Here is a 23,128-nt window from a genome sequence, read left to right as displayed (position 1 = left end):
CACAAAACAAAAAAGCCGCCGGTTGGATAAACCGGCGGCTTTTCTTATGGTGCCTGACGTGGGTTTGTCAGGCTGATCAGGCGGCTTTCGCTTTTGGCGAAGAAGGCTGATTGGCGCTTTGATCGATCGCGATCTGGCGATTGATGGCGCTGAGTACGGCTTTGAACGATGCGGTGACGATGTTGGCGTCGATACCGACACCGAAGCCGGTCGGCGCTTCGTTCAGACGCAGTTCGATGTAGCTGGCGGCTTGCGCGTTGGCGCCGGCACCGATGGCGTGCTCGTGGAAGTCCATCAGTTTGATGTCCAGACCCAGTGCATTGACGAAGGCGTCGATCGGACCGTTACCGGTGCCGCGCAGCGTGGCTTTTTCACCGTTGCGCTCGATGTCGATTTCAATCTTGATCGATTCCTGATGCGAGGAATCTTCCGACATGCGGTGCGCGCGATAGACGTACGGCGTGGTGCGATCCAGATACTCGCTCTTGAAAATCGTGTAGATGTCGCCGGCGACGATTTCCTTGCCGGTGGCATCGGCTTCGCGCTGGATGGCGCGGCTGAATTCGATCTGCAGACGGCGCGGCATCGACAGGCCGTATTCCTGTTCCAGCAGGTAGGCCATGCCGCCCTTGCCGGACTGGCTGTTGACGCGGATCACGGCGTCGTAGCTGCGGCCCAGATCGGCCGGGTCGATTGGCAGATAAGGCACTTCCCAGATGGCGTCCGCTTGCTGCTTGGCGAAGCCCTTCTTGATGGCATCCTGGTGCGAGCCGGAGAAAGCCGTGAAGACCAGGTCGCCGACATACGGGTGACGTGGGTGAACCGGGATCTGGTTGCACTCTTCAACGCACTGACGCACGGTGTCGATATCAGAGAAATCCAAGCCCGGGTTCACGCCTTGCGTGTACAGGTTCAGTGCGAGCGTGACCAGATCGACGTTGCCGGTGCGTTCGCCATTGCCGAACAGACAGCCTTCGACGCGATCGGCCCCTGCCATGACAGCCAGTTCAGCCGAAGCGACAGCAGTGCCGCGGTCGTTGTGCGGGTGCACCGAGATGATGGTGGAGGCGCGATGTTTCAGGTTGCGGCACATCCATTCGATTTGATCGGCGTAGACATTCGGCGTGCTGCATTCGACGGTCGATGGCAGATTCAGGATGACTTTGCGTTCTGGTGTGGCGCCCCAGGTTTCGCAGACGGCGTCGCAGATTTCCTTGGAGAAGTCGAGCTCGGTGGTGCTGAAGGACTCCGGCGAATATTCATAGCGCCATTGAGTTTCCGGACGGGCGTCGGTCAGTTCCTTGACGAGTTGAGTGCCGGTGACGGCGATGTTCTTGATCTCGTCGCGGGACATGTTGAAGACGATCTTGCGGAAAGCCGGTGCCACCGAGTTGTACAAGTGGACGATGGCTTGCTTGGCGCCAGCCAGCGAGTCGATGGTGCGGCGGATCAGTTCTTCGCGCGACTGCGTCAGCACGATGATGGTGACGTCGTCAGGGATACGGTTTTCTTCGATCAGTTTGCGAACGAAGTCGAAGTCGGTTTGCGATGCGGAGGGGAAGCCGACTTCGATTTCCTTCAGGCCGATTTGCAGGAGCATTTCAAAGAAGCGCAGTTTGCGTTCCGGGCTCATCGGCTCGATCAGCGCCTGATTACCGTCGCGCAGGTCGGTACTCATCCAGATCGGTGGCTTGGAAATGAACTGATTGGGCCAGGTACGATCAGACAACGGAATCGTTGGGAATGCACGGTACTTTGCTGCCGGGTTGCTTAACATCATGGTAAAACCTCTTTAATTTGTCACTGCAGTGAAATTGGGAAATCATCCGATGTGGCTGAAGGGCCGCCTGACTGCCACTAACGCGAGGCCAGGCAACCGATCGGTAGCGGTAGTAGCTTCAAGGCACGTGCAAAGATCATCGCGGCGATCAATGCGCCGGAAGTCGGAGTTGCAGCGATGGACTTGGTATGCAAGAGCGGCATAACTGGCTTTTCAGTAAAAATTTACAACTTTTTAATTTGTGCTGCGATGTGATTCTGAGGATCCGTTTCGGATGCTTTCAGATCAAGACGCCAGCGAGAAAACTGCAAAAACTAGGGAGAAACTTGGATTAGCGCGAAGCTGGTAGTAGCGTCACTAGTAGCAACGCTAGCAGGGCGCCAGCGAAGTGCGATAGTGATAGGGAGAATTGTGTTGCGGAGTTCATCTGTTCACTTTAGAAGATTGCCGTTTGGCTTGTCAAGCAATATCTGCCCGATCATGCCAAAAGCGAGCTGAAAGCGGGGTGGAACCGGTGCCTTTTGTTGTTAGAATCCAAGTTCCCCCCAGAATAATGAGGCGGCAAGCCATTGGTAGTTTGGCTACATGCGGTTTTTATTCGATCATTATTTGATCGTTATTAGGTTTTTATCTTCTTATTTAATCAACTCATGCATAGACGTCCGGATCTGATCGTTTGCGAAGAGTGTGATGCAGTGCATCGCAGGCCGGTACTCAGACGTGCTGAAATTGCGCAATGCCAGCGTTGCGGGGCAGAAATGGAGCGCGACACCGGCAGACGCCAGCAACGCTTGCTGCCGCTGACGGTTGCCAGCCTGATCATGTTTGTGATCGCCAACAGCTTTCCCATTGTACAAATCGAGCTGCAAGGATTGACCAGCCAGACCACGTTGATCGGCGCCGTCAAAGTGCTGGGCATGGAAGGCATGTCGCTGGTAGCCATGCTGGTGATGGCTACGACCATTTTGTTCCCGCTGGTGCAATTGTTGGTGCTGTTCTATTTATTGCTGCCGACGGCACACGGCGTGAACCGTCCCGGCGTCAAGACCCTGCTGCGGATCATGCAGATGGTACGTCCCTGGGGGATGGTGGAGGTCTTCCTGCTCGGCGTATTGGTCGCGGTGGTCAAGTTGTCCAATATGGCGACGGTGATTCCCGGTGTTGCTCTGTGGGCGTTCGGTGCGCTGACGGTCGTATTGACCGCAGTCGTGTCGTTCAACCCGCGCTATCTTTGGCGCTCGCTGGTGATCGCGCACATTGAAGAGGCCGATCCGGTCAAAGACGGGGAGCCGGTACGATGAGCGCCGATACCTATTCCGCACCTGACGCGTCTGCGACAAAGGCTCCAGAGGCTGCACATGCTGCTGCGCCTCTAATGAGCAGCGCCATCGCCTCCAAGCTTCGTCCCTGCCATCATTGCGGCACAGTCTGGGAAGATGCCCCCGACGACGCGCATTGCGAGGTCTGCCACAGCCCGCTGCATGTTCGCAAGGTCGATAGTCTCAATCGCACCTGGGCTTTTCTGATCGCGGCCTGCATCATGTACATCCCGGCCAATCTGATGCCGGTGATGACCACGACGACGCTGCTGGATGAACAGCAGGACACGATCATGAGCGGCATCATCTACTTCTGGGTCGATGGATCGTGGGAGTTGGCGATTGTGGTGTTCATTGCCAGCTTTCTGGTGCCGCTCTTCAAACTGGTGTCCCTGATCATCCTGACGGTGAGCGCGCGCCGACGCAGCAGCTGGCAGCGCCTGCAACGTGCCAAACTGTATCGCGTAGTGGAGTCGATAGGACGCTGGTCAATGCTGGATGTATTCGTGGTGTCATTGCTGACCGGCTTGGTTCAGATCGAAGGTTTTGCAAAAATCACCGCAGGTGTCGGTGTAGCGGCATTCGGCTCGGTCGTGGTGCTGACCATGCTGGCGTCGCTGAGTTTTGATCCTCGCTTGATCTGGGATCAGGATGAACCGGTTCCTGATGAAAATACCGTGCCGTCGCCACATGTCGACCTGCAAGAGCAACAAAAAAAGGATAGTGAATGACTGAACAAACGACGCCACCTAATCATTCCCCCGCGTTGCCGGAGCCTAAACGCGCCCGTCAGCGCAACTGGCTGCCGTCGCTGGTCTGGCTGATTCCTATCGTCGCCGCTGTGGTCGGCCTGACACTCGTTGCCAAGATACTGATCGAACGCGGCCCGGTGATCACGATCAGCTTCTCCTCTGCCGAAGGGCTGGAAGCCGGCAAGACCAAGGTGAAATACAAGGACGTCGATATCGGTCTGGTGCAGTCGATTACGCTGAGCAAAGACCGCTCGCATGTCTTGACCACCGTGCAATTGACCAAGGAAGCCGAGAGCTTTACCGCCGACGATACGCGTTTCTGGGTGGTGCGTCCGCGCGTCGCGGCATCCGGCATCTCCGGCCTGAACACCTTGCTGTCGGGTGCCTATATCGGCGCCGATGCCGGCAAGTCGGAGGAAACCAAAAAGGAATTCGCCGGTCTTGAACAGCCGCCGATCATCACACGCGACACCTCGGGCAAGCAGTTCGTGCTGCATGCCGCCGATCTCGGCTCGGTGGATATCGGCTCGCCCGTGTTTTATCGGCGCATCAAGGTCGGTCAGGTTGCCGCCTATGATCTCGATCAGGATGGCAAGGGCGTGACGCTGCGCATTTTCGTGAACGCGCCTTACGACAAATTCGTCGGTATCAATTCGCGCTTCTGGCATGCCAGCGGCTTCGACATGCAGATCAATGCCAGCGGTTTCAAGCTGCATACCCAATCACTGGCAACAGTGGTGTTGGGCGGTATCGCATTCAAGTCGATGGACGACTCCGATGCCAATGCCGCCGCCAAGGAGAACACCAGCTTCCGTCTGGCCGATGATGAAACTGCTGCATTGAAAGAGCCTGACGGTCGCTCGCAAACCGTGCTGCTTTATTTTAACCAGTCGCTACGCGGTCTTGAGCCGGGCGCGGCGGTGGATTTCCGTGGTGTGGTGCTGGGCGAGGTCAAATCGATTGGTATCGAATACGACGACAAGACGCGTCAGTTCCTGATGCCGGTGGTGGTGACACTGTATCCGGATCGTCTCGGCCGAAAGTTCAACGAGCAGCAGGAATCGCGCTACACGCCGCGCCAGCGTCTGCGTTACCTTGTTGCGCATGGCCTGCGTGCTCAATTGCGCAGCGGCAGCTTACTGACCGGCCAGGTCTATGTCGCGCTGGATTTCTTCCCGAAGGCGGAGCCGGCACAGATCGACATCGAGCGGACTCCGTTGATCTTCCCGACGATACCGAACAGTCTCGACGAGATCCAGAATCAGATTGCCGACGTCACGCGCAAACTGAGCAAGGTGCCGTTCGACAAGATCGGCGAAGATCTGCGCAAGACGTTGGCCACGCTCAACCGTACGCTGAGCAGTGCCGAGCAGACCATGAACAAGATCAACAACGACGTCGCACCGGAAATCACCGCTGCCATGCGCGATGCCCGCAAGACGCTCAACGCCGCCGAACGCACCTTGTCCGAGGACGCGCCGTTGCAGCAGGACGTGCGCCAGACCATGCAGGAGCTGTCGCGTGCGGCAGCATCCATCAAGGTGCTCACCGATTATTTGCAGCAACATCCGGAATCGTTGATTCGCGGCAAGCAGGAGGATAAATAATGCAGGGTAGATTCACACTTTTCTCGACGGCAGCGCTGATGCTGGCGTTGACGGCATGTTCCAGTACGCCGACACGGTTCTATACGTTAGCTGCAGCGGGTGGATCAAGTACTTCGCCGGCGACGGCCAAGGCAACAGCTGCAATGCCCGCCGTCGCGGCTGGGCAGACATTTATCGAGGTCTTGCCGGTCAGCGTGCCGGAGCGTCTGGCGCGTCCGCAGATTGTGGTGCGCACTGACGATACGCGTGTTGATATTCTTGAGCAGGATCGCTGGTCGGCGCCGTTCAACAACGAGCTGCGCGATGCATTGGCCAGCGGTATCGCCAATCGTCTCGGCGCAGTCGACGTGACGCGCGGTGGTCGTCCGGTCAATCAACCGGTCTATCGGATCATTGTCGAATTGCGCCAGCTCGATGCGGTCAAGGGCGGCAAGGTGGATGCATCCTTCGGATGGACGATTACGCGCAGCGACAATAGTGCCAGCAGTGTGTGCCGTCTGGCGGTGGTGGAACCTGCCAGTGGTGCTGGCGTTGATGGTGTCGTGCAGGGAATGCAACGCGCGGTAGCCAATGTCGCCGATGCGATTTCGGCCGACGTGACAGCGTTGCGGGCGGGGAAGGGCGGCGCTTGCAGTAGCTGAGAGCGATTGAAAAATTCTGTCGCCAATGAAATGACAAAGGCCGCTTCAATGAAGCGGCCTTTTGTTTTGTAGCATGCCTACTTGCTGCAGCGATCATCGCTGAACGATGATCGCTGTTTCAGCAGGTAGCGTCAGGACAGATTAACGATCGCCGTAAGAGCGACGTGCGCCGCCGTCAGAACGAGCGCCACCACCCTTGTAACCGCCGCCACCGCCGCCGCCTTCTTTACGTGGGCCGCCGCTGCCTGCCGGCTTGCCGCCGAAGCTGCGACCACCGCCATTGCCAGCACCGTTACCGGCCGAACGTGGCGGGCCGCTGCGGTTGTCGCCTGGACGCCAGCCGCCTGGCTTGCGTGCTGTGCGTGCAGGTGCTGCTGTTTTCTTTGGCTCGTAGCCTTCAACGACATCAACCGGAATCGGTTGCTTGGTGAAGCGCTCGATACGCTTGACGTGCATGCCTTCAGCATGATTGACCAGCGACACGGCAACGCCGTTACGGCCGGCACGACCGGTACGGCCGATACGGTGAACGTAATCTTCCGGGAATTTCGGCAGATCGTAGTTGAACACGTGGGTGATGCCAGGCACGTCGATACCGCGAGCGGCGACGTCGGTAGCGACCAGCACGCGAACCTGGCCGCGACGCATGCCATCCAGGGTGCGGTTACGTGCGCCTTGATGCATGTCGCCATGCAAAGCAGCTGCAGCGAAACCAGCGATGTTCAGACGGTCAGCGATGGTGTCGGCATCACGCTTGGTCGCAGTGAAGACAACAGCCTGATCCATGGTCACGTCGCGCAGCAGGAAGTCCAGCAGGCGATTCTTGTGCGACAGGTCGTCGACGAAGTGCACGCGCTGAGCGATGTTTTCATGCTTGGTGGCGGAACCGGCGATCTGGATGATCTGCGGTGCGTTGGTGATGCGCTTTGCCATGTTGCCGACGACGCCATCCAGCGTTGCCGAGAACAGCATGGTTTGGCGAGTTGCCGGTGTGGCAGCGACGATCTTTTCGATGTCTTCGATGAAGCCCATGTCCAGCATGCGGTCAGCTTCATCCAGCACCAGAATTTCCAGTTCGGAGAAATCGATCTTGCCCGAATCCATATGGTCGATCAGGCGGCCAGGTGTCGCCACCAGAATTTCAGGATTGCGCGACAGCAATTGCATTTGCTTCGGATAAGGCATGCCACCCAGGATGGACACGGCCTTCAGGCGACGCATGTGAGCGCAATACTTGTCGGTTGCGGTAGTAACTTGCAGGGCCAGTTCGCGTGTTGGCGTCAGCACCAGCATCTTTGGCTGTGCAGGACGGAAACGTGGACGGTCGCCGCGTGCCTTGGCGGCTTGCGCTTCCTGGTTTGGTGTCTTCGCGCCAGCAGCAGCAGGTGGCATGGAGGCAAACTTGTGCAGCGACGGCAGCATGAATGCTGCAGTCTTGCCGGAGCCTGTCTGCGACGATACCAGCAGATCCTTACCGGCGATGGCGGCAGGGATAGCTTGTTCCTGAACCGGAGTCGGCGCGGTGTAGCCGGAATCGGTCAAGGCTTTGATAATCGATGGGTGCAGGCCTAGTGTTTCAAAAGTCATGTTTTCTTTCGTTTTGTGTATGAGCGCCAGACAAATGCAATGCAGCGCAACGCTTGCGTCAGAGTGAACGGACGCAACGAGCGCACAACAAATGCGGTGAACGCAAAAAAGCAACGCCAACCAACGAAATGACTATGAAAAACAAAGAAATTTCGGCACAAAAGCTTTGCGCCGGGACGGTGTCGCTTAAAGACTAAGGACACTCAAGGCGGGAGGGCTTTTACTACGTACTGTCGACTGTCTAGCGCGACAGTTAGGGCTTGCGAAGCTGCTGAGTAACCCAGTGAGCCGGATTACGGTTTGTACGTCGTATTGCAACGCACAAACCGAATCATACAGGAAAATGTCGAAGTTAGCACTAAGGTTTGCTCGGAGATTTGCATCGACCAAGCCCCAAGTCTTCGATCATCTTACTCGGATATACCGCCAACGACGCGCGAGAAGCCGCCATCCACGTAGGTGATTTCACCAGTAATGCCGCTCGCCAGGTCAGACAGCAAGAAGGCCGAAGCATTGCCTACATCTTCAACAGTTACGTTGCGGCGCAGCGGGGCATGGTCGGCCACAAAGCCGAGGATCTTGCCGAAGCCCTTGATGCCGCTGGCTGCCAGTGTCTTGATCGGACCAGCGGACACGCCATTGACGCGCACGCCTTTAGGGCCCAGAGATTCCGCCAGGTAACGCACGCTGGCTTCCAGCGATGCCTTGGCCAGACCCATGGTGTTGTAGTTTGGAACCACACGTTCGGAGCCGAGGTAGGTCAATGTCAGCAGAGCCGAGTTGGGACGCAGCATTGGCAGCGCAGCCTTGGCCATTGCCGGGAAGCTATAGGCCGAGATGTCGTGCGCGATCTTGAAGCCTTCGCGCGAGAAGCCTTCCAGGAAGTCGCCTGCAATCGCTTCATTCGGCGCGAAGCCGATAGCGTGCACCAGGCCGTCCAGTTGATCCCAGGACTTGCCCAGATCGGCGAATAGGGCATTAATTTGCTCGTCGCTGCCGACGTCGCAATCGAAAATCAGCTTGCTGTCGAATTCTTCGGCGAACTTGGTGATACGGTCCTTGAAACGCTCGCCGACATAGGTGAACGCCAGTTCCGCGCCTTCGCGCTTGCACGCCGTGGCGATGCCATAAGCGATGGAACGATTGGATAACAGACCTGTGATCAGGATTTTCTTGCCTTGCAAAAATGCCATGTTGACTCCGAGTGATCGCCGCGACGACGCCAAAAGCGGCATCGGCCAGGACGAAATAAGGGGATTTCTATTCGATGCAGTATATTTGCGTCTGAACTGGGCAAGATTGTAGGGGCTTGCAGCGATGGGAGCAACCGATGGGGCGATTTTTCGCGGTCTGTAGATGGCGGTTGCACCGGATGCCGGCTTGCTATTTTGTCATCGGAAGCCTTGCCGTCGAGTGCCAGTGGGTAGAATAGGCATCAATTTTGCATCTCAACAACTTTGCAGGAATTTCACGGGAATTCGACTCCGACAGGACGCATGCGTAAATTCATTCTTTCTTCCTTGCTGCTGGGCGCGCTCAGTCATTTGAACATCGCCAACGCGGAACACGCTTTCTCGCTGTACGACACGCCCAAATATCCCGCCGGTTTTACCCACTTCGATTACGTCAATCCTGACGCCCCCAAGCGCGGTACGCTGTATCTGGCCAATCCGGACCGGCGCAGCAGCTTTGACAAATTCAATCCGTTTTCGCTCAAAGGCGTGGCTGCGGCAGGTGTGTCGACGCTGATGTTCGAGACGCTGGCAATCGGCTCATCTGACGAGGTCGCCACCATGTACGGCTTGCTGGCTGACGACATGACGCTCGCGCCGGATCGCATGGCGATGACCTTCCACTTGAACCCGAAGGCACGCTTCAACAACGGCGACCCGGTGACGGCTGCCGATGTGAAATATTCCTACGACACGTTGGTCTCCAAAGGTGCGCCGCAATTCAAATCGCTCTTCGCCGACGTCAAGCAATGCGTTGTGGTCGACGGGCAAACCGTACGTTTCGAATTCAAGACCAGGAATCATGAGCTGCCGCTGATCGTCGGCGGTGTGCCGGTATTCTCCAAAAAATGGGCGGCAGGCGTTGCCTTCGACAATATCCAACTGGTGCCGCCGATCACCAGCGGCCCCTACGTCATCGATACCTATGACGTCGGCCGCAGCATCACTTACAAACGCAATCCGGATTACTGGGGATCGACTATCCCATCGCGTAAAGGCACCTTCAATTTTGAGCGCATCGCCTATCGTTTTTACAAAGACGATGTTGCGCGGCTGGAAGCCTTCAAGGCCGGCGAGTTCGACGTCGTGGTGGAGTACAGCGCGAAGAACTGGGTACGCAGCTACAAAGGTCCCAAGTTCACCAGCGGCGAAATCGTCAAGCGCGAGCTGACGCATTCCAACGGCGCCGGCATGCAAGGCTTCGTCATGAACCTGCGCCGCGACCAGTTCAAGGATGCGCGCGTGCGTCAGGCGCTGGGTCTGGCGCTTGACTATGAATGGATGAACCGCCAGTTGTTCTATGGCCAGTACAAGCGCATCTACTCCTTCTTCAACAACAGCGAACTCGCGGCCACCGGCACACCGACAGGCGACGAGCTGAAGCTGCTGGAATCGATCAAGGCCGGCGGCGCGAAGATCGATCCGGCCGTGTTCGGTCCCGCGCCGGTGCCGCCCAATACCAATCCTCCCGGCTCCTTGCGCGTCAACCTCTTGCAGGCGCGTGAACTGCTGCGTCAGGCCGGTTGGGAATACCGCGACGGCGCCTTGCGCAATGCCAAGGGCGACGTGTTTTCGTTCGAGATTCTCGACGACCAGCCGGCGTTGTCACGTGTGATCAGCGTCTACGTGCGCAACCTGCAAAAACTGGGCATCCAGGTCACGCAGCGCACGGCGGATTTTGCCTTGGTCGCCAAGCGCATGGATGATTTTGATTACGACATGACGAGCATCCGTTTTCCTGATGTCAGTAGCCCAGGCAACGAGATGTTCGACATGTTCGGCTCCAAGGCCGCCGATGAAAAAGGTTCGAGCAATGTCTGGGGGCTCAAAGACAAAGCCATCGACAAACTGGTCGAAGCATTGGTCGCCGCCGATACCCGCAAGGATCTGGTCGCCGCTGCGCGCGGACTGGATCGCGTGCTGCTGCACAAATACATTGTGGTGCCGCAGTGGTATTCGTCAACCCACCGTGTGGCCTACCGCAATCGTTTTGGCATTCCCGCGACCGCGCCTTTGTATTACCAGGCCGATCCCTACGTGATTTCGACATGGTGGGAAAAGACGCCGCGATGATCGCTCAGGCTCCTAGAGACTTACGTGAATGTGCGTGGATGTGCAAGTGAGTCCGGTACTTCAGTTCTATTCCAGTTTTTATTTTTGCTACCTTTTTAATCTGACAGCGACACGATGAATATCTGGTTCTATATCCTCAAACGCATTTTGCTGATGCTGCCGACACTGTTCGGCGTCATCGCAATTACCTTCGCCGTGATTCAGTTCGTACCGGGCGGCCCGGTCGAGCAGGCGCTGATCGAAATGAAGGGACTCAACAGCGGCGGTGAAGCTTCCGGCGGCGGCGCTTCGCAGTATCGTGGACGGCAGGGTGTCGACATTGATCGTGTCAATGAGATCAAGGCGCTCTACGGTTTCGACAAACCGCCGGCGGAACGATTCTGGCAGATGCTCAAGGGCTTCCTCACCTTCGATCTGGGCAAGAGCTTTTATCATCACAGTGATGTCTGGCAACTGGTTAAATCCAAGATGCCGGTATCGATCACGATCGGTTTGTGGACATTCTTCCTGACGTACCTCATCTCGGTGCCGCTGGGTATCGCCAAGGCCGTGCGTGAGGGTAGCCGTTTCGATTCGCTGTCGAGCGCAGTGGTGCTGGTGGGCTATTCGATTCCCGGGTTTGTGCTGGGCGTGTTCCTGCTGGTGGTGTTCGGCGGCGGCAGTTTCCTGCAATGGTTCCCGCTGCGCGGACTGACCTCGGACGACTGGGCCACGCTGTCGCTGTTCGGCAAGATCAAGGATTACCTTTGGCATATCACCTTGCCGGTGCTGGCGTCGGTGGCCGGATCATTTGCGGTCATGACCATGCTGACGAAAAACACCTTCCTCGACGAAATTCGCAAGCAATACGTGCTGACTGCGCGGGCCAAAGGCCTCTCCGAAAACAAGGTGCTCTACAAGCACGTGTTCCGCAATGCACTGATTCCGCTGGTGACCGGATTTCCGGCAGCCTTCATCGGCGCCTTCTTTGCCGGCAGCCTGCTGATCGAGACGCTGTTCTCGCTAGACGGTCTCGGCCTGCTGTCGTATGAGTCGGTGATCCGCCGCGACTATCCTGTCGTTATGGGCACCCTGTATCTGTTCACGTTGATCGGCCTCGTGGTGAAACTGCTGGGTGATCTTTGCTACGTCTGGGCCGATCCGCGCGTCCAGTTTGAAAGTCTGGCCAAATGAGCGCGACGACCTTGACTGCTTCTCCTTCTTCTCCATTTCCTTCGCCTTCGATTTCTCCGGGCCGCCGCATCTGGTTGCGCTTCCGCCAGAACCGCAATGGTTATTGGAGCCTGATTATTTTTCTGGTGCTGTTCGTCATCAGTCTCGGCGCCGAACTGGTTTCCAATGACAAGCCGTTGGTGGCCAGCTATCACGGCAAGATTCTGTTCCCGATTGCGCATGACTATTCGGAAAAAGAGTTCGCTGGTGATTTTGCTTCTCCGGCGGATTATCTCGATCCCTTCATTCAGGATCAGTTCAAGAAAGACGGCAATTGGGCAATCTATCCGCTTAATCGTTATCGCTTCGACACGCTCAACTATTTCGCGACACAACCCAATCCGGCGCCTCCATCTTCGGAGAACTGGTTCGGCACCGATGACCGCGGGCGTGATGTGTTTGCGCGTTTGCTGTACGGCTTCCGTATTTCCATCCTGTTCGGCCTTGCATTGACAGCGACGGGTGTGGTGCTGGGTTTGCTGGCCGGCGCGGTGCAGGGTTACTTCGCCGGGCGTACCGATTTGTTCATGCAACGCATCCTGGAAATCTGGGGATCGATGCCTGAGCTGTATCTGTTGATCATTTTTTCCTCGATCTTCGAACCAAGCATTGGCCTGCTGCTGGTGTTGTTGTCGCTGTTCGGGTGGATGGGTTTGTCGGATTATGTGCGCGCAGATTTTTTACGTAACCGCAATCTGGAATACGTACAGGCTGCGCGCGCGCTCGGTCTGTCGAATTTGCAAATCATCTGGCGCCACGTGTTGCCCAACAGTCTGACGCCGGTGGTGACCTTTTTGCCATTCCGCATGAGCGCGTCGATTCTCGCATTGACCAGCCTCGACTTCCTCGGCCTCGGCGTGCCGCCTTCGACACCGAGCCTCGGTGAGTTGCTGGCGCAGGGCAAGAACAACCTCGATGCCTGGTGGATCGCCTTGTCGACCTTCATCGTGCTGACCGTGACTCTGTTGTTGCTGACCAATATCGGTGATGCCTTGCGCAATGCTCTCGATGTGCGGAGGAAGGCATGAGTCTGCTTGAACTCCGCAATCTGTCGGTGCGCTTCGGCAACGCGACCGTCGTCGATGACATCAGCTTCAAAGTCGAACCCGGCGAAAAGTTCGCTCTGGTCGGCGAGTCCGGTTCCGGCAAGACGGTCAGCGCCTTGTCGGTATTGCGTCTGAATCAGGACGCCAACTACGGTGGGAAAATCCTGTTCAACGGCGACGACATCCTGCAAAAGAGTGAAGCCGCCATGCGTGGTGTGCGCGGGTTGGATGCGGCGATGATTTTCCAGGAACCGATGACGGCCTTGAATCCATTGTTTACTATCGGCAACCAGATCGCTGAAGTGCTGATGCTGCACGAAAGCCTGAGCGCCAAGGCTGCGGCACAACGCACCATCGCCTTGCTGGAGAAAACCGGCATTCCCGAACCTGCGCGCCGCGCGCTGGCGTATCCGCATCAGTTGTCCGGCGGCCAGCGTCAGCGCGCCATGATCGCGATGGCTCTGGCTTGCCGCCCCAAGTTACTGATCGCGGATGAGCCGACCACGGCGCTGGATGTGACAATTCAGGTGCAGATCCTGGAACTGCTCAATCAGTTGCAGCGCGATGAAAACATGGCGGTGCTGCTGATCTCGCATGACCTTAACCTGGTTCGTCATTTTGCCGATCGTGTCGGCGTGATGGAAAAGGGCAAGCTGGTTGAGACCGGCGCCACGGCGGAATTGTTCGCAGCGCCGCAGCAGGCTTATACACGCAAGCTGCTGGCCAGCCAGCCCAAACGCAATGTCGATGAAATCGCGCCTGATGCACCGGTGCTGCTGACCGGAGAACGCGTGCGCTGCACCTTCTCGATCAAGCAAGGCTGGCTGCGTCGCAAGCAGTTCATCGCGGTTGACGATGTCGATCTCACGCTGCGCAAAGGTGAAACGCTGGGCATTGTCGGCGAATCCGGTTCGGGCAAGTCAACCCTCGGCATGGCCTTGCTGCGTCTGTCATCAGCGCAGGTAGAAGGCAAGATCCGCTTCGACGGTCAAGAGGTCAGCGCCATGTCATCGAGCGCCGTGCGTCCCTTGCGCGCACGCATGCAGGTGGTGTTTCAGGATCCGTTTGCTTCGCTGTCACCGCGCAGGACGGTTGAGCAGATTGTCGGTGAAGGACTTGCTCTGCATCATCCGAACTTGAATGCCGCCCAGCAGCGGGCCGAGGTCGTCGCCGCGTTACTGGAAGTCGGATTGTCCGAAGACATGCTGCAACGCTATCCGCATGAGTTTTCCGGCGGCCAGCGCCAGCGTATTGCGATTGCACGCGCAGTGGTGCTCAAACCTGAGCTGTTGCTGCTGGACGAGCCGACCTCGGCGCTCGATGTCACGGTGCAGCAGCAGGTATTGCAGTTGCTGGCGCAGTTGCAGCGCAAACATGGCCTGACCTATCTCTTCATCAGCCACGATCTCGCCGTGATCCGCGCCATGGCGCATCAGGTGGTGGTCATGAAAGACGGCAAAGTGGTGGAGAGCGGCGCCGTTGCCGATGTATTGCAGCAGCCGTCGCATGCCTATACCCAGCGCTTGCTGGCGGCGGCGACTTATGCGGCCGACAACATCAGAGATGGTGTTGACAATGATGAGGACTTTGCCGGCGGCTGACCTTGCCGGACGTAGTCATTTCATTCATCAGAAAACGACGCCCGAGATCAGAATGATGTTGGCGTAAGGCGTGAACTCGCCGGTGCGGATCACGGCGCGTGCCTGCTGGGTACGGCGTTTGAAGTCTTCATGCGGCATGGTTTGCTTGCCGGCCAGGCCAAGCAAACTGATTTGCTGCGCGAGCTGCGGGCTGCGCCCGGCCAGTTCGTCGGCCAGCACGTGGTGTTCTACATGCATCTCGGCAAGAATGGTTTGCAAGGTATCCATGAAACCGGGCACGCCGCGCGTCAACGCGAGGTCGATTAGTGGCACACCAGGCGGCACCGGCAGGCCGGCATCGCCGATGACGATGCTGTCGCCGTGACCCAGCGAGGCGATCAGTTGCGACAGCGCGATGTTGAGGAGCGGTGTTTTCTTCATGTCAGTCTCTCACTTCCCTTGTTCAGTTAGTCACTTCCTGACGCGTCGGAATAGACGTTTGCGCACCCACGCGCGCGACGCTGATCGCTGCGGCGCGCTGACCGAGCGCGATAGCATCGGCTTCACTGCAGCCTTCCGCCAGTGCAGCGACGAAGCCGCCGATGAACGTGTCGCCTGCGGCGGTGGTGTCGACTGCCTTGACGGCTTGCGCATCGAAGTGGGTGGATCCGGCGGCCAGCGCGGCGTAGACGCCTTTTTCGCCAAGCGTCACCAGAACGTTGCTGGAGCCGTTGGCGCGCAGCTTCGCGATGATGTCGGCGATCTGATCGTCGCTGTCTTTATCAATGTCGATGCCGTTGGCGGGCACGCCGGCCAGCATGGCCGCTTCGATTTCATTGGGCACCAGATAGTCGATTTGACCGAGCAATTCTGTTGGCAAAGCTTGTGCCGGTGCAGGATTGAGCACCACGGTCTTGCCCAGTACATGCGCCAGCTTGATGGCGTGGATCACAGTCGGCAGCGGCGACTCCAATTGCAGCACGACGATACGGGCTTGCTCGATCAGCGCGCGCGCAGCGTCGATATGTGCCGGGCTGAGTTCTGCATTGGCGCCGGACGCCAGCACGATGCTGTTCTGGCCGTTGTCGTCCACCAGAATGGAGGCGATGCCGGACGCGGTGTTCGGAATGGTAGTGACATGGCTGTCGTCGATGCCATCCGTGCGCAAGGCGGCGCGCAGTTCGGTACCGAAGGCATCGTCGCCGAGGCAGGCTACCATCGCGACTTTGACGCTATCGGCGCTCAGACGCGCACAGGCCACGGCCTGGTTGGCGCCCTTGCCGCCGGGAATGGTGCGGAACTGGCCGCCGGTGATGGTTTCGCCGGGAAGCGGCATGCGCGGCACGCGCAAAACCAGATCCATATTGATGCTGCCGATGATGACGATCATGTGTGTCTTAACGTGAAATAAATCAAAAACGAATCAAAAAATAAATCAGAAAACCGAGTCAAAATAACGCAGTCAGGCTCTGACCGTCGAACCGCGAACATGCAGCTGCGGCGTGATGGTTTGTCGTTGTACCGGCCGGCTTGGATCGGCAATCCGGTCGAGCAGGCATTGCGCGGTCAACTGGCCTAGGGTACGGGTGTTTTGCGACACGCTGGTCAATGGCGGATGCACGAACTGCGCCAGATCGATATCGTCGAAGCCGATGATCGACAAGGCGTCCGGCACGTCGATGCCGCGTTCGGCTGCGGCGCGCAAGGCGCCGATGGCCATCAGGTCGTTGCAGCAGAAAATGGCATCCGGTGCTTCACCCGAGGCCAGCAGATCGCGTGCCGCGGTGTAGCCGCCTGCGCTGGTGAAGTCGGCGTATTTCAACATGTCGTCCTGCACGGTGACGCCGGCATCCTGCAGCGTCCGGCGCAGTCCGGTAATGCGTTCGTACGAAATGTCCAGGCTCTCCGGCCCGCCGATGCAGGCAATGCGGCGACGTCCCAGCGACAACAGATGTTCGGCGGCCAGTGCGCCGCCGGCGGCGTTGTCGACGGCGACCAGATCGATGGCCATGTCTTTTGGCGCACGGTCGAGCAGCACGGTCGGCACCTTCATCTTGCGCAGCAGTTCACCGTCGGTCTGTGCCAGCGTTGCGACGATCAGGCCGTCGCAGCGTTTGGTCAGCAGCACGTTGAGATAGTCGCGCTGCTTGGCCGGGTCGTCGTCCGAGTTGCACAGGATGACGCTGTAGCCGGCGGCGTAGCAGCTGTCTTCGATGCCGCGCGCCACTTCCGAGAAGTAGGGGTTGGTGTTGTTGGGGATGATCAGCCCGATACTGCCGGTGGCATTGCTCTTGAGCGAACGCGCCAGGGCGCTGGGCACGTAGGCCAATGCTTCGACAGCGGCGATCACACGGTCGCGCGCGTCAACACTGACAGGACGTGTTTTGTTCAACACGTGCGATACCGTGGTGTAAGACACCCCGGCGTGGCGCGCTACGTCTTTGATGGTTGCCATGTTTTGTTATCGCTGATGTTGTTAGTGCGTATGTTCGTGCGCATCAATGTGTATTGCGTTCGCCACGGCGGCGGTAGGTATCCAGCACCACAGCGGCGACAATCACCAGGCCGGTGATGATGCGCTTCATCGGTTCGGAGACGCCGATCTGCGCCAGACCCGCTTCCAGCACCGAGATGATCAACACGCCGATGAAGGTGCTGATGACCGAGCCGCGGCCGCCCATCAGGCTGGTGCCACCGATGACGACCGCCGCGATCACTTGCAGTTCCATGCCGACGCCGCCGTTCGGATCGGCTGCTTCCAAGCGTGACACCTGAAACAGCGCACCGACGCCTGCCAGCAAGCCCATCAGTGCAAACACCAGAACTTTGCTCGGACGCGGATTGATACCGGCCAGGCGCACCGCTTCTTCATTGGTGCCGATGCCGATCCAGTGGCGGCCTAGCACGGTGCGTGTCAGCACCAGATGGCCGATGATGACAACCACGATAGCCGCGATGAACGCGGGCGACAGGCCGAAGATGATGGGCGAGCTGATGCTGTCGACGGCGCTGCCGATATATTCGGTGCGCGAATTGGTGACCTGATAGGCCATGCCGCGCGCCATTTCCAGCACACCCAGCGAGACGATGAAAGAGGGGATGCGCCAGCCGACCGAGATCAGGCCGGTCAGCATGCCGCACAGGCTGGCGACGAAGATGCCGAGCAAGCCGGCAGCAAACAGCGGCCAGCCCCAGCGCACCATCGCCATCGACAGGATCGAGGCCGCCAGCGCCATCACCGAGCCGACCGACAAATCGATGCCGCCGACGATCAGTACGAAGGTCATGCCGACCGACATCACGACCAGCGTCGGGATATCGTTGGATAAGGTGCTGAAGGTTGCCAGCGTGAGGAAGTTTTCGCTCAGGAAGGCGAACAGCACGCACATCGCGAGCAAGGCGCCGATCAGGCCGAGATAGTTCTTGACGGCGGACAAGCCGTACACAGAGAAGGTGCGGTTGGGATGGGTCATGATCTTTGTTTGTTTTGCTAGTGTGGGTGTCGTCACGGTCAGGCCGCCAGAGTAACGGTATCGGTATCGGCAGCGGCAGCGGCAGCAGGCGAGTTCATGTAGCCGCTGAACGCCGATGCAAGGATGGCTTCCTGGGTCCAGTGGCCGCGCTCAAAGGTATCGACGAGTTTGCCCGCGCTCATCACGGCGATGCGGTCGCAGATCAGCATGAGTTCGCGCAGGTCGCTGGAAACGATCAGCAAGCCTTTGCCCTGACGCGACAGATCGGCCAGCAGTTTGTAGATGTCGAATTTTGCGCCGATGTCGATGCCGCGTGTCGGTTCGTCGAACAACATGATCGGGCAGTCGCGATAGAGCCAGCGCGCGATGACGACCTTTTGCTGGTTACCGCCGGAGAGTTCTCCCGCAGCTTGCGAACCGTCGCGCGAGCGGATGCGCAGGCGCTTGATGTAGTCCTCGGCAACCGCGCTTTCCGCGTCGCCGTCGAGCATGCCCATCTTGCTCACGTCCCCGAGTTTGGCCAGTGTGGCGTTGACGGCGATCGATTGCGGCAACAGCAAGCCCTGGCTCTTGCGGTCTTCGGTGATCATGGCGATGCCGGAAGCGATCGCGTGTTTGGGCGAGCGGATGTCGGCGGCCTGGGTTTGATCGCCAATGAAAACTTCACCCTGATCTGCGCGATCGGCGCCGAAAATCAGGCGCAGCAATTCAGTACGGCCCGATCCGATCAAGCCGGCGATGCCGAGGATTTCTCCGGCACGCAGATCGAAGGACGCCGGTGCGACGACACTGCCTCGGCCCAGATTGCGCACGCGCAGCAGCGGTGCGCCAATATCGCGGTGACCGAGGTCGAGTTCCGCTTCCGCAGCACGGCCGACCATCAGTTGCACCAGTGCATCACTGTTGTAGCCGCCGATGTCGTCGTCGCAGACCAGCTTGCCGTCACGCAGCACAGCGATGCGGTCGGCCACCTGTTTCAATTCTTCCAGGCGATGCGAGATATAGATAATCGCCACGCCTTCGGATTGCAGGCGCGCGATCTGCGCGAAGAGCAATTCCACTTCGCGGCTGGTCAGCATCGCGGTTGGCTCATCCAGCACCAGCAGGCGACAGCTGCCGATCAGATTGCGCGCGATTTCCACCATTTGCTGATGACCCACGCCGAGGTCGCCGACCGGCGTCCAGGGATCGATATCAGTCAGGCCGACAGCCGCCATTTGTGCCTGCGCGAGTGTCGCCAGTTTGGTTTTGTCGATCCAGCCGAACCGTTGTGGGAGCTGGTTCAGAAACAGGTTTTCGGCAATGCTCAACGTCGGGATCAAATTCAGCTCTTGCATCACCATGCGGATGCCGAGCTGTTCCGCTTCGGTGCGCGAGCGCGGCTGGTAGGCCTGGCCGTCGAGCAGCATGGCGCCCGTGGTGGATTGCACCAGACCGCAGACGATCTTGGACAGCGTACTCTTGCCGGCACCGTTTTCACCGGTCAGCGCGAGGATCTGGCCGGGACGGATTTCCAGTGAGACGTCGCTGAGAACCGGTTCGACATAGGTCTTACCGATGCCGGTGAGCGAAAGTAGGGCCGGGGATGATGGATTGGACATTCAGCCTCCACCGCGAAGGTGTGGTTTGATGATTCAATATTACGGAGGAAAGGGCGGAGCACAGTATAAAGAACGATGCTTCCGCCCGGGACTTCATGTGCTTACTTGCTGTCTTTGGTCACCAGTTGGACCTTGGTCTCAACCGCACCGCCCAAACTGCTTTGCGGCTTCTTCTCGCTGAGTGCCTTGAGCACCGTTTCGATACCGAACACAGCTTGTTGCGAAGCAAACTGGTCAGCAGTCGCCAGTACGCGTCCGTCTTTGAGCATCGGCTTGATGGCGTTGATGTTGTCGTAACCAACCACCAGCACCTTACCGGTCTTGCCCGCTGCCTTGACGGCGGCAACCGCGCCCAGCGCCATGTTGTCGTTGCCGGCCAGGATTGCCTTGATGTCAGGATGCGCGTTCAGCATGGAGGAGGCAACCTTGTTGCCCGGATCGATTTCCCATTGACCGGATTGTACCGATACCACCTTGGCGCCGGCTGCACCCATTGCATCCTGGAAGCCCAGGGTGCGTTGTTGTGCATTGAAGGTAGTCGACACGCCTTCGATGATGGCAACCTTGTCGCCGCTCTTGATCTGCTTCGCCAGGAAGTCGCCGACCAGCTTGGCGCCCTTGCGGTTGTCCGGGCCGACGAACGGGACGGTGATGCCTTTTTCCTTCAGAGCTGCATCGTCGAACTTGTTGTCGATGTTGACCACGATGATGCCGGCGTCAATCGCCTTCTTGATCACAGGCACCAGCGCCTTGGAGTCAGCGGGTGCGATGACCAGGCCGCTGACTTTGGAAACGATCATCTGTTCGACGATCTTGATCTGGTTGGCGGTGTCTTGTTCGTCCTTGATGCCGTTGGCGATCAGATCGTATTGCGCAGCGTGGGCTTTCTGGTGTTCTTTGGCGCCGTTTTCCATGGTCAGGAAGAACTCGTTGGCGAGCGACTTCATCACCAGCGCAACCTTCGGTTTTGCCGCGGTCTGGGCCATGGCCGGCAATGTCGGCAGCGCGCAGGCGAGGACGGTGGCGGCAATCAGCTTGAGGCGGATACGTGTATTCATCAAAGTCTCCAGATGTGTTGTAAGCGGCAGGTTTCGTATGGGTCGAATGCCGGTATGAGCAGTAACAAGCAATGCGCAAACGTTTGCGCGACTGAATAATAGCACTGGAATTCGCAGAAATGAAGGTCGCCGACGAAACGATTTATGCGGCGGCGCGGCAGTTTCTGGTCATATTGATTAGAATTTTTACTGGAAAAAGTGTCGGCTTAATCTTGCTGCAGCGTTGAAAACATGCGAGATGCGTTCATTTTTGCGTTGCGGCAAAAACGGGGAAGATTTCACGAGGTTGCGGGGAATTGCGGGAGAGAGCGGAGAACTACCGTGGCTGATGCAATGAAGCGAACAGGCCGGAGCGATTCCGGCCTGTACAGAAGGACAATCAACGACGGCGGGTGCCGTTTTCGGAAGCCAGGGTGATCGGTGCGTTGGAGGCGGTCTTGCGCACCGGTGCTGCACGGACGTTGTTCTTGGCGACCACAGGGGCTTTGCGGATCGGTTTGGCCGGCGCATGGACAACCTGACGCACGCGGATCGGGCCGGCTGCAGGTGCTGGCGTGTGGGCCTGATACGGCACTTGCAATTGCAGGCTTTGACCGTTGGCCAGCACGTCGCGGTGCAGGCTGTTCCATTGCTTGATCTGCACCACGCTCACGCGGTAACGGCTGGCGATGGACGCCAATGTGTCGCGTTTGCCGGCCTTCACATAGATGCGCTTGAAGTCCGGAACATCCGGTGCAACCGCCAGGCGGGCGCTGTCTGCCATCTCTGGCGTGATTTCGGTTTCCACCGAAGTCTCGGTCTTCGGCACCAGAATCGTCGAACCGGCCTTCAATACCATCTTCGGCGGGATCTGATTCACGCTGCGGATGATGTCCGGTGTCGTCCCGAACTTGCTGGCGATGGTTTCGATGCGTTCACGGGCGCTGGAGACGGTATGTGCCGTCCACGAGGACAAAGCCTGCGTGAACTTGGACATGTTGGTCTTGAACTTCTCGGCATTGCTTTCCGGCAGAAGGATCTTGGTATCGTCGCCGCCGATGATGACCGGGCGATTGAATTGCGGGTTCAGCGCCTTGAATTCGTCGAGGGACAATTCAGCCAGCTGGGCGGCAACCTTGACGTCGATGTTGCGGGTCTTGCCGATGGTGACGAAGTAAGGCTGGTTGTCGACCTTCGGCAAATCAATGTTGTAGTCGCCCGGCATGGCGATGATGTTCTTGACGGCTTGCAGCTTCGGCACGTAGTTGCGCGTTTCATTTGGCATCTGCGCGGACAGCGTGTTGAAGTCGATCGGCAGGCCGGCTGCCAGGTTTCGGTTCACGGCGCGCTGCACCGAGCCTTCGCCCCAGTTATACGCCGCCAGCGCCAGTTGCCAGTCGCCGAACATGCCGTACAGTTTTTGCAGGTAGGTCAGTGCCGCATCGGTCGAGGCCAGCACATCGCGGCGCTCGTCGGTGAACATGTTCTGCTTCAGGTTGTAGTCGCGGCCGGTCGATGGAATGAACTGCCACATGCCGGCTGCTTTGGCCGTCGACAGCGCTTGCGGATTGAACGCGGACTCGATGAACGGCAGCAGCGCCAGTTCGGTCGGCATGCCACGCTTTTCAAGTTCTTGCACGACGTGGAACAGGTAGCGCGATGCGCGTACGGTGGTGCGCTGGATATAGTCAGGGCGCGAGCTGTACCACTGGGTCTGGTTGTCGACTAAAGGATTTTCCAGATTCGGAATGCCGAAACCCTTGCGAATACGCGCCCATATATCGATGTCTTCCATGCCCGGCAGAGCGGACGAAGGATCGTTGGGATTGATCGCGTTGAAGGGAGCGGGGTAGATCGAGATGTCGTTGGCGTGGACGAGGAGTGGAGTACCTAGAGAGAAAAGCGCGGCTATCGCTAATTTCTTGAATGTTCGCTGCATGGGTACAAGATCCTGTGCCTGAGGCTGAAGAAAGCGTTGTCTGTTCATCGGTCGTTTTAGATTCACTGCACCTCCTGCTAAGAAGTATGTGAGAAATGCAACAATGGGAGCGCAAGTGGATAACAACTGCGCTCTACCCGGTTCTGTTATTAAAAAACGACAAAACCGTGTGTTTATCTAAAAACGGCTTGCAAGCCGATGGGATTTGGAGATTAACGGAGTGTACGTAAGCCCCTTTTCACTCGTCAA

At 58.1% G+C, this 23,128-nt stretch carries 19 protein-coding genes; 8 read left to right on the top strand and 11 right to left on the bottom strand.

Annotated features, from left to right (window positions below):
* Positions 1 to 76 precede the first annotated feature (76 nt).
* A complete protein-coding gene (leuA, locus tag PQR63_RS21270) occupies positions 77 to 1,780 on the bottom strand; it encodes a 2-isopropylmalate synthase (protein WP_408169938.1) in 1,704 nt (567 codons plus the stop codon).
* A 77-nt stretch (positions 1,781 to 1,857) separates the two neighbouring features.
* Positions 1,858 to 1,983, bottom strand: a complete 126-nt coding sequence (locus PQR63_RS21265; protein ID WP_408169937.1) for a hypothetical protein — start codon at positions 1,981 to 1,983, stop codon at positions 1,858 to 1,860.
* Between the two features lie 447 nt (positions 1,984 to 2,430).
* On the opposite strand from PQR63_RS21265, the gene PQR63_RS21260 reads away from it, so the two are divergent.
* The 4 genes from PQR63_RS21260 to PQR63_RS21245 are packed head-to-tail and all read left to right on the top strand — an operon-like array spanning position 2,431 to position 6,099.
* On the top strand, positions 2,431 to 3,081 hold the full coding sequence (locus PQR63_RS21260; protein WP_408169936.1) for a paraquat-inducible protein A: 651 nt from the start codon (positions 2,431 to 2,433) through the stop codon (positions 3,079 to 3,081).
* Positions 3,078 to 3,830 carry a paraquat-inducible protein A gene (locus tag PQR63_RS21255; protein WP_408169935.1) on the top strand — a complete coding sequence of 251 codons (753 nt, stop codon included), beginning with the start codon at positions 3,078 to 3,080 and terminating at the stop codon, positions 3,828 to 3,830. Before PQR63_RS21260 ends, PQR63_RS21255 begins: the two co-directional genes overlap by 4 nt.
* Entirely contained in the window at positions 3,827 to 5,458 is a 1,632-nt protein-coding gene (locus PQR63_RS21250; protein WP_408169934.1) for a PqiB family protein, read from the top strand. Before PQR63_RS21255 ends, PQR63_RS21250 begins: the two co-directional genes overlap by 4 nt.
* Complete coding sequence (locus PQR63_RS21245; protein ID WP_408169933.1) at positions 5,458 to 6,099, top strand: PqiC family protein; 642 nt, start codon at positions 5,458 to 5,460, stop codon at positions 6,097 to 6,099. Before PQR63_RS21250 ends, PQR63_RS21245 begins: the two co-directional genes overlap by 1 nt.
* Before the next feature lie 141 nt (positions 6,100 to 6,240).
* Here PQR63_RS21245 and PQR63_RS21240 read toward each other — a convergent pair whose 3' ends face one another.
* Positions 6,241 to 7,686, bottom strand: a complete 1,446-nt coding sequence (locus tag PQR63_RS21240) for a DEAD/DEAH box helicase (RefSeq protein ID WP_408169932.1) — start codon at positions 7,684 to 7,686, stop codon at positions 6,241 to 6,243.
* Positions 7,687 to 8,096: 410 nt separating this feature from the next.
* Complete coding sequence (gene fabI / locus PQR63_RS21235; RefSeq protein WP_408169931.1) at positions 8,097 to 8,879, bottom strand: enoyl-ACP reductase FabI; 783 nt, start codon at positions 8,877 to 8,879, stop codon at positions 8,097 to 8,099.
* A 303-nt stretch (positions 8,880 to 9,182) separates the two neighbouring features.
* Here fabI and PQR63_RS21230 point away from each other — a divergent pair, with 303 nt between their 5' ends.
* The 4 genes from PQR63_RS21230 (at position 9,183) to PQR63_RS21215 (ending at position 14,850) form a co-directional block, all read left to right on the top strand.
* On the top strand, positions 9,183 to 10,991 hold the full coding sequence (locus PQR63_RS21230) for an extracellular solute-binding protein (RefSeq protein WP_408169930.1): 1,809 nt from the start codon (positions 9,183 to 9,185) through the stop codon (positions 10,989 to 10,991).
* Positions 10,992 to 11,105: 114 nt separating this feature from the next.
* A complete protein-coding gene (locus PQR63_RS21225) occupies positions 11,106 to 12,164 on the top strand; it encodes a microcin C ABC transporter permease YejB (protein WP_408169929.1) in 1,059 nt (352 codons plus the stop codon).
* Positions 12,161 to 13,231 (top strand): ABC transporter permease, encoded by a 1,071-nt coding sequence (locus tag PQR63_RS21220; protein WP_408169928.1) that lies wholly within the window; start codon positions 12,161 to 12,163, stop codon positions 13,229 to 13,231. Before PQR63_RS21225 ends, PQR63_RS21220 begins: the two co-directional genes overlap by 4 nt.
* Entirely contained in the window at positions 13,228 to 14,850 is a 1,623-nt protein-coding gene (locus PQR63_RS21215) for an ABC transporter ATP-binding protein (protein ID WP_408169927.1), read from the top strand. The genes PQR63_RS21220 and PQR63_RS21215 overlap by 4 nt, the downstream gene beginning before the upstream one ends.
* A gap of 27 nt (positions 14,851 to 14,877) precedes the next feature.
* On the opposite strand, the gene rbsD is transcribed toward PQR63_RS21215, so the two are convergent.
* The 7 genes from rbsD to PQR63_RS21180 all read right to left on the bottom strand — a co-directional run bounded on the left by rbsD (position 14,878) and on the right by PQR63_RS21180 (position 22,879).
* On the bottom strand, positions 14,878 to 15,270 hold the full coding sequence (gene rbsD / locus PQR63_RS21210; protein WP_408169926.1) for a D-ribose pyranase: 393 nt from the start codon (positions 15,268 to 15,270) through the stop codon (positions 14,878 to 14,880).
* Between the two features lie 22 nt (positions 15,271 to 15,292).
* A complete protein-coding gene (gene rbsK / locus PQR63_RS21205; RefSeq protein ID WP_408169925.1) occupies positions 15,293 to 16,219 on the bottom strand; it encodes a ribokinase in 927 nt (308 codons plus the stop codon).
* 72 nt (positions 16,220 to 16,291) lie between these two features.
* Positions 16,292 to 17,284 carry a LacI family DNA-binding transcriptional regulator gene (locus PQR63_RS21200; protein ID WP_408169924.1) on the bottom strand — a complete coding sequence of 331 codons (993 nt, stop codon included), beginning with the start codon at positions 17,282 to 17,284 and terminating at the stop codon, positions 16,292 to 16,294.
* Between the two features lie 43 nt (positions 17,285 to 17,327).
* Positions 17,328 to 18,302 (bottom strand): ABC transporter permease, encoded by a 975-nt coding sequence (locus PQR63_RS21195; RefSeq protein ID WP_408169923.1) that lies wholly within the window; start codon positions 18,300 to 18,302, stop codon positions 17,328 to 17,330.
* A 38-nt stretch (positions 18,303 to 18,340) separates the two neighbouring features.
* Positions 18,341 to 19,903 (bottom strand): sugar ABC transporter ATP-binding protein, encoded by a 1,563-nt coding sequence (locus tag PQR63_RS21190; protein ID WP_408169922.1) that lies wholly within the window; start codon positions 19,901 to 19,903, stop codon positions 18,341 to 18,343.
* A gap of 101 nt (positions 19,904 to 20,004) precedes the next feature.
* Positions 20,005 to 20,961 (bottom strand): sugar ABC transporter substrate-binding protein, encoded by a 957-nt coding sequence (locus PQR63_RS21185; RefSeq protein ID WP_408169921.1) that lies wholly within the window; start codon positions 20,959 to 20,961, stop codon positions 20,005 to 20,007.
* A gap of 379 nt (positions 20,962 to 21,340) precedes the next feature.
* Positions 21,341 to 22,879, bottom strand: coding sequence for a transglycosylase SLT domain-containing protein (locus PQR63_RS21180; protein ID WP_408169920.1), 1,539 nt, complete (start codon positions 22,877 to 22,879; stop codon positions 21,341 to 21,343).
* Positions 22,880 to 23,128: the final 249 nt, after the last annotated feature.

The sequence above is a fragment of the Herbaspirillum rhizosphaerae genome (assembly GCF_046025915.1).
Lineage (GTDB): Bacteria > Pseudomonadota > Gammaproteobacteria > Burkholderiales > Burkholderiaceae_D > Herbaspirillum > Herbaspirillum rhizosphaerae_A.
Note: the sequence above shows the minus strand (reverse complement) of the source record. Positions and strands in the feature narration are given on the sequence as shown.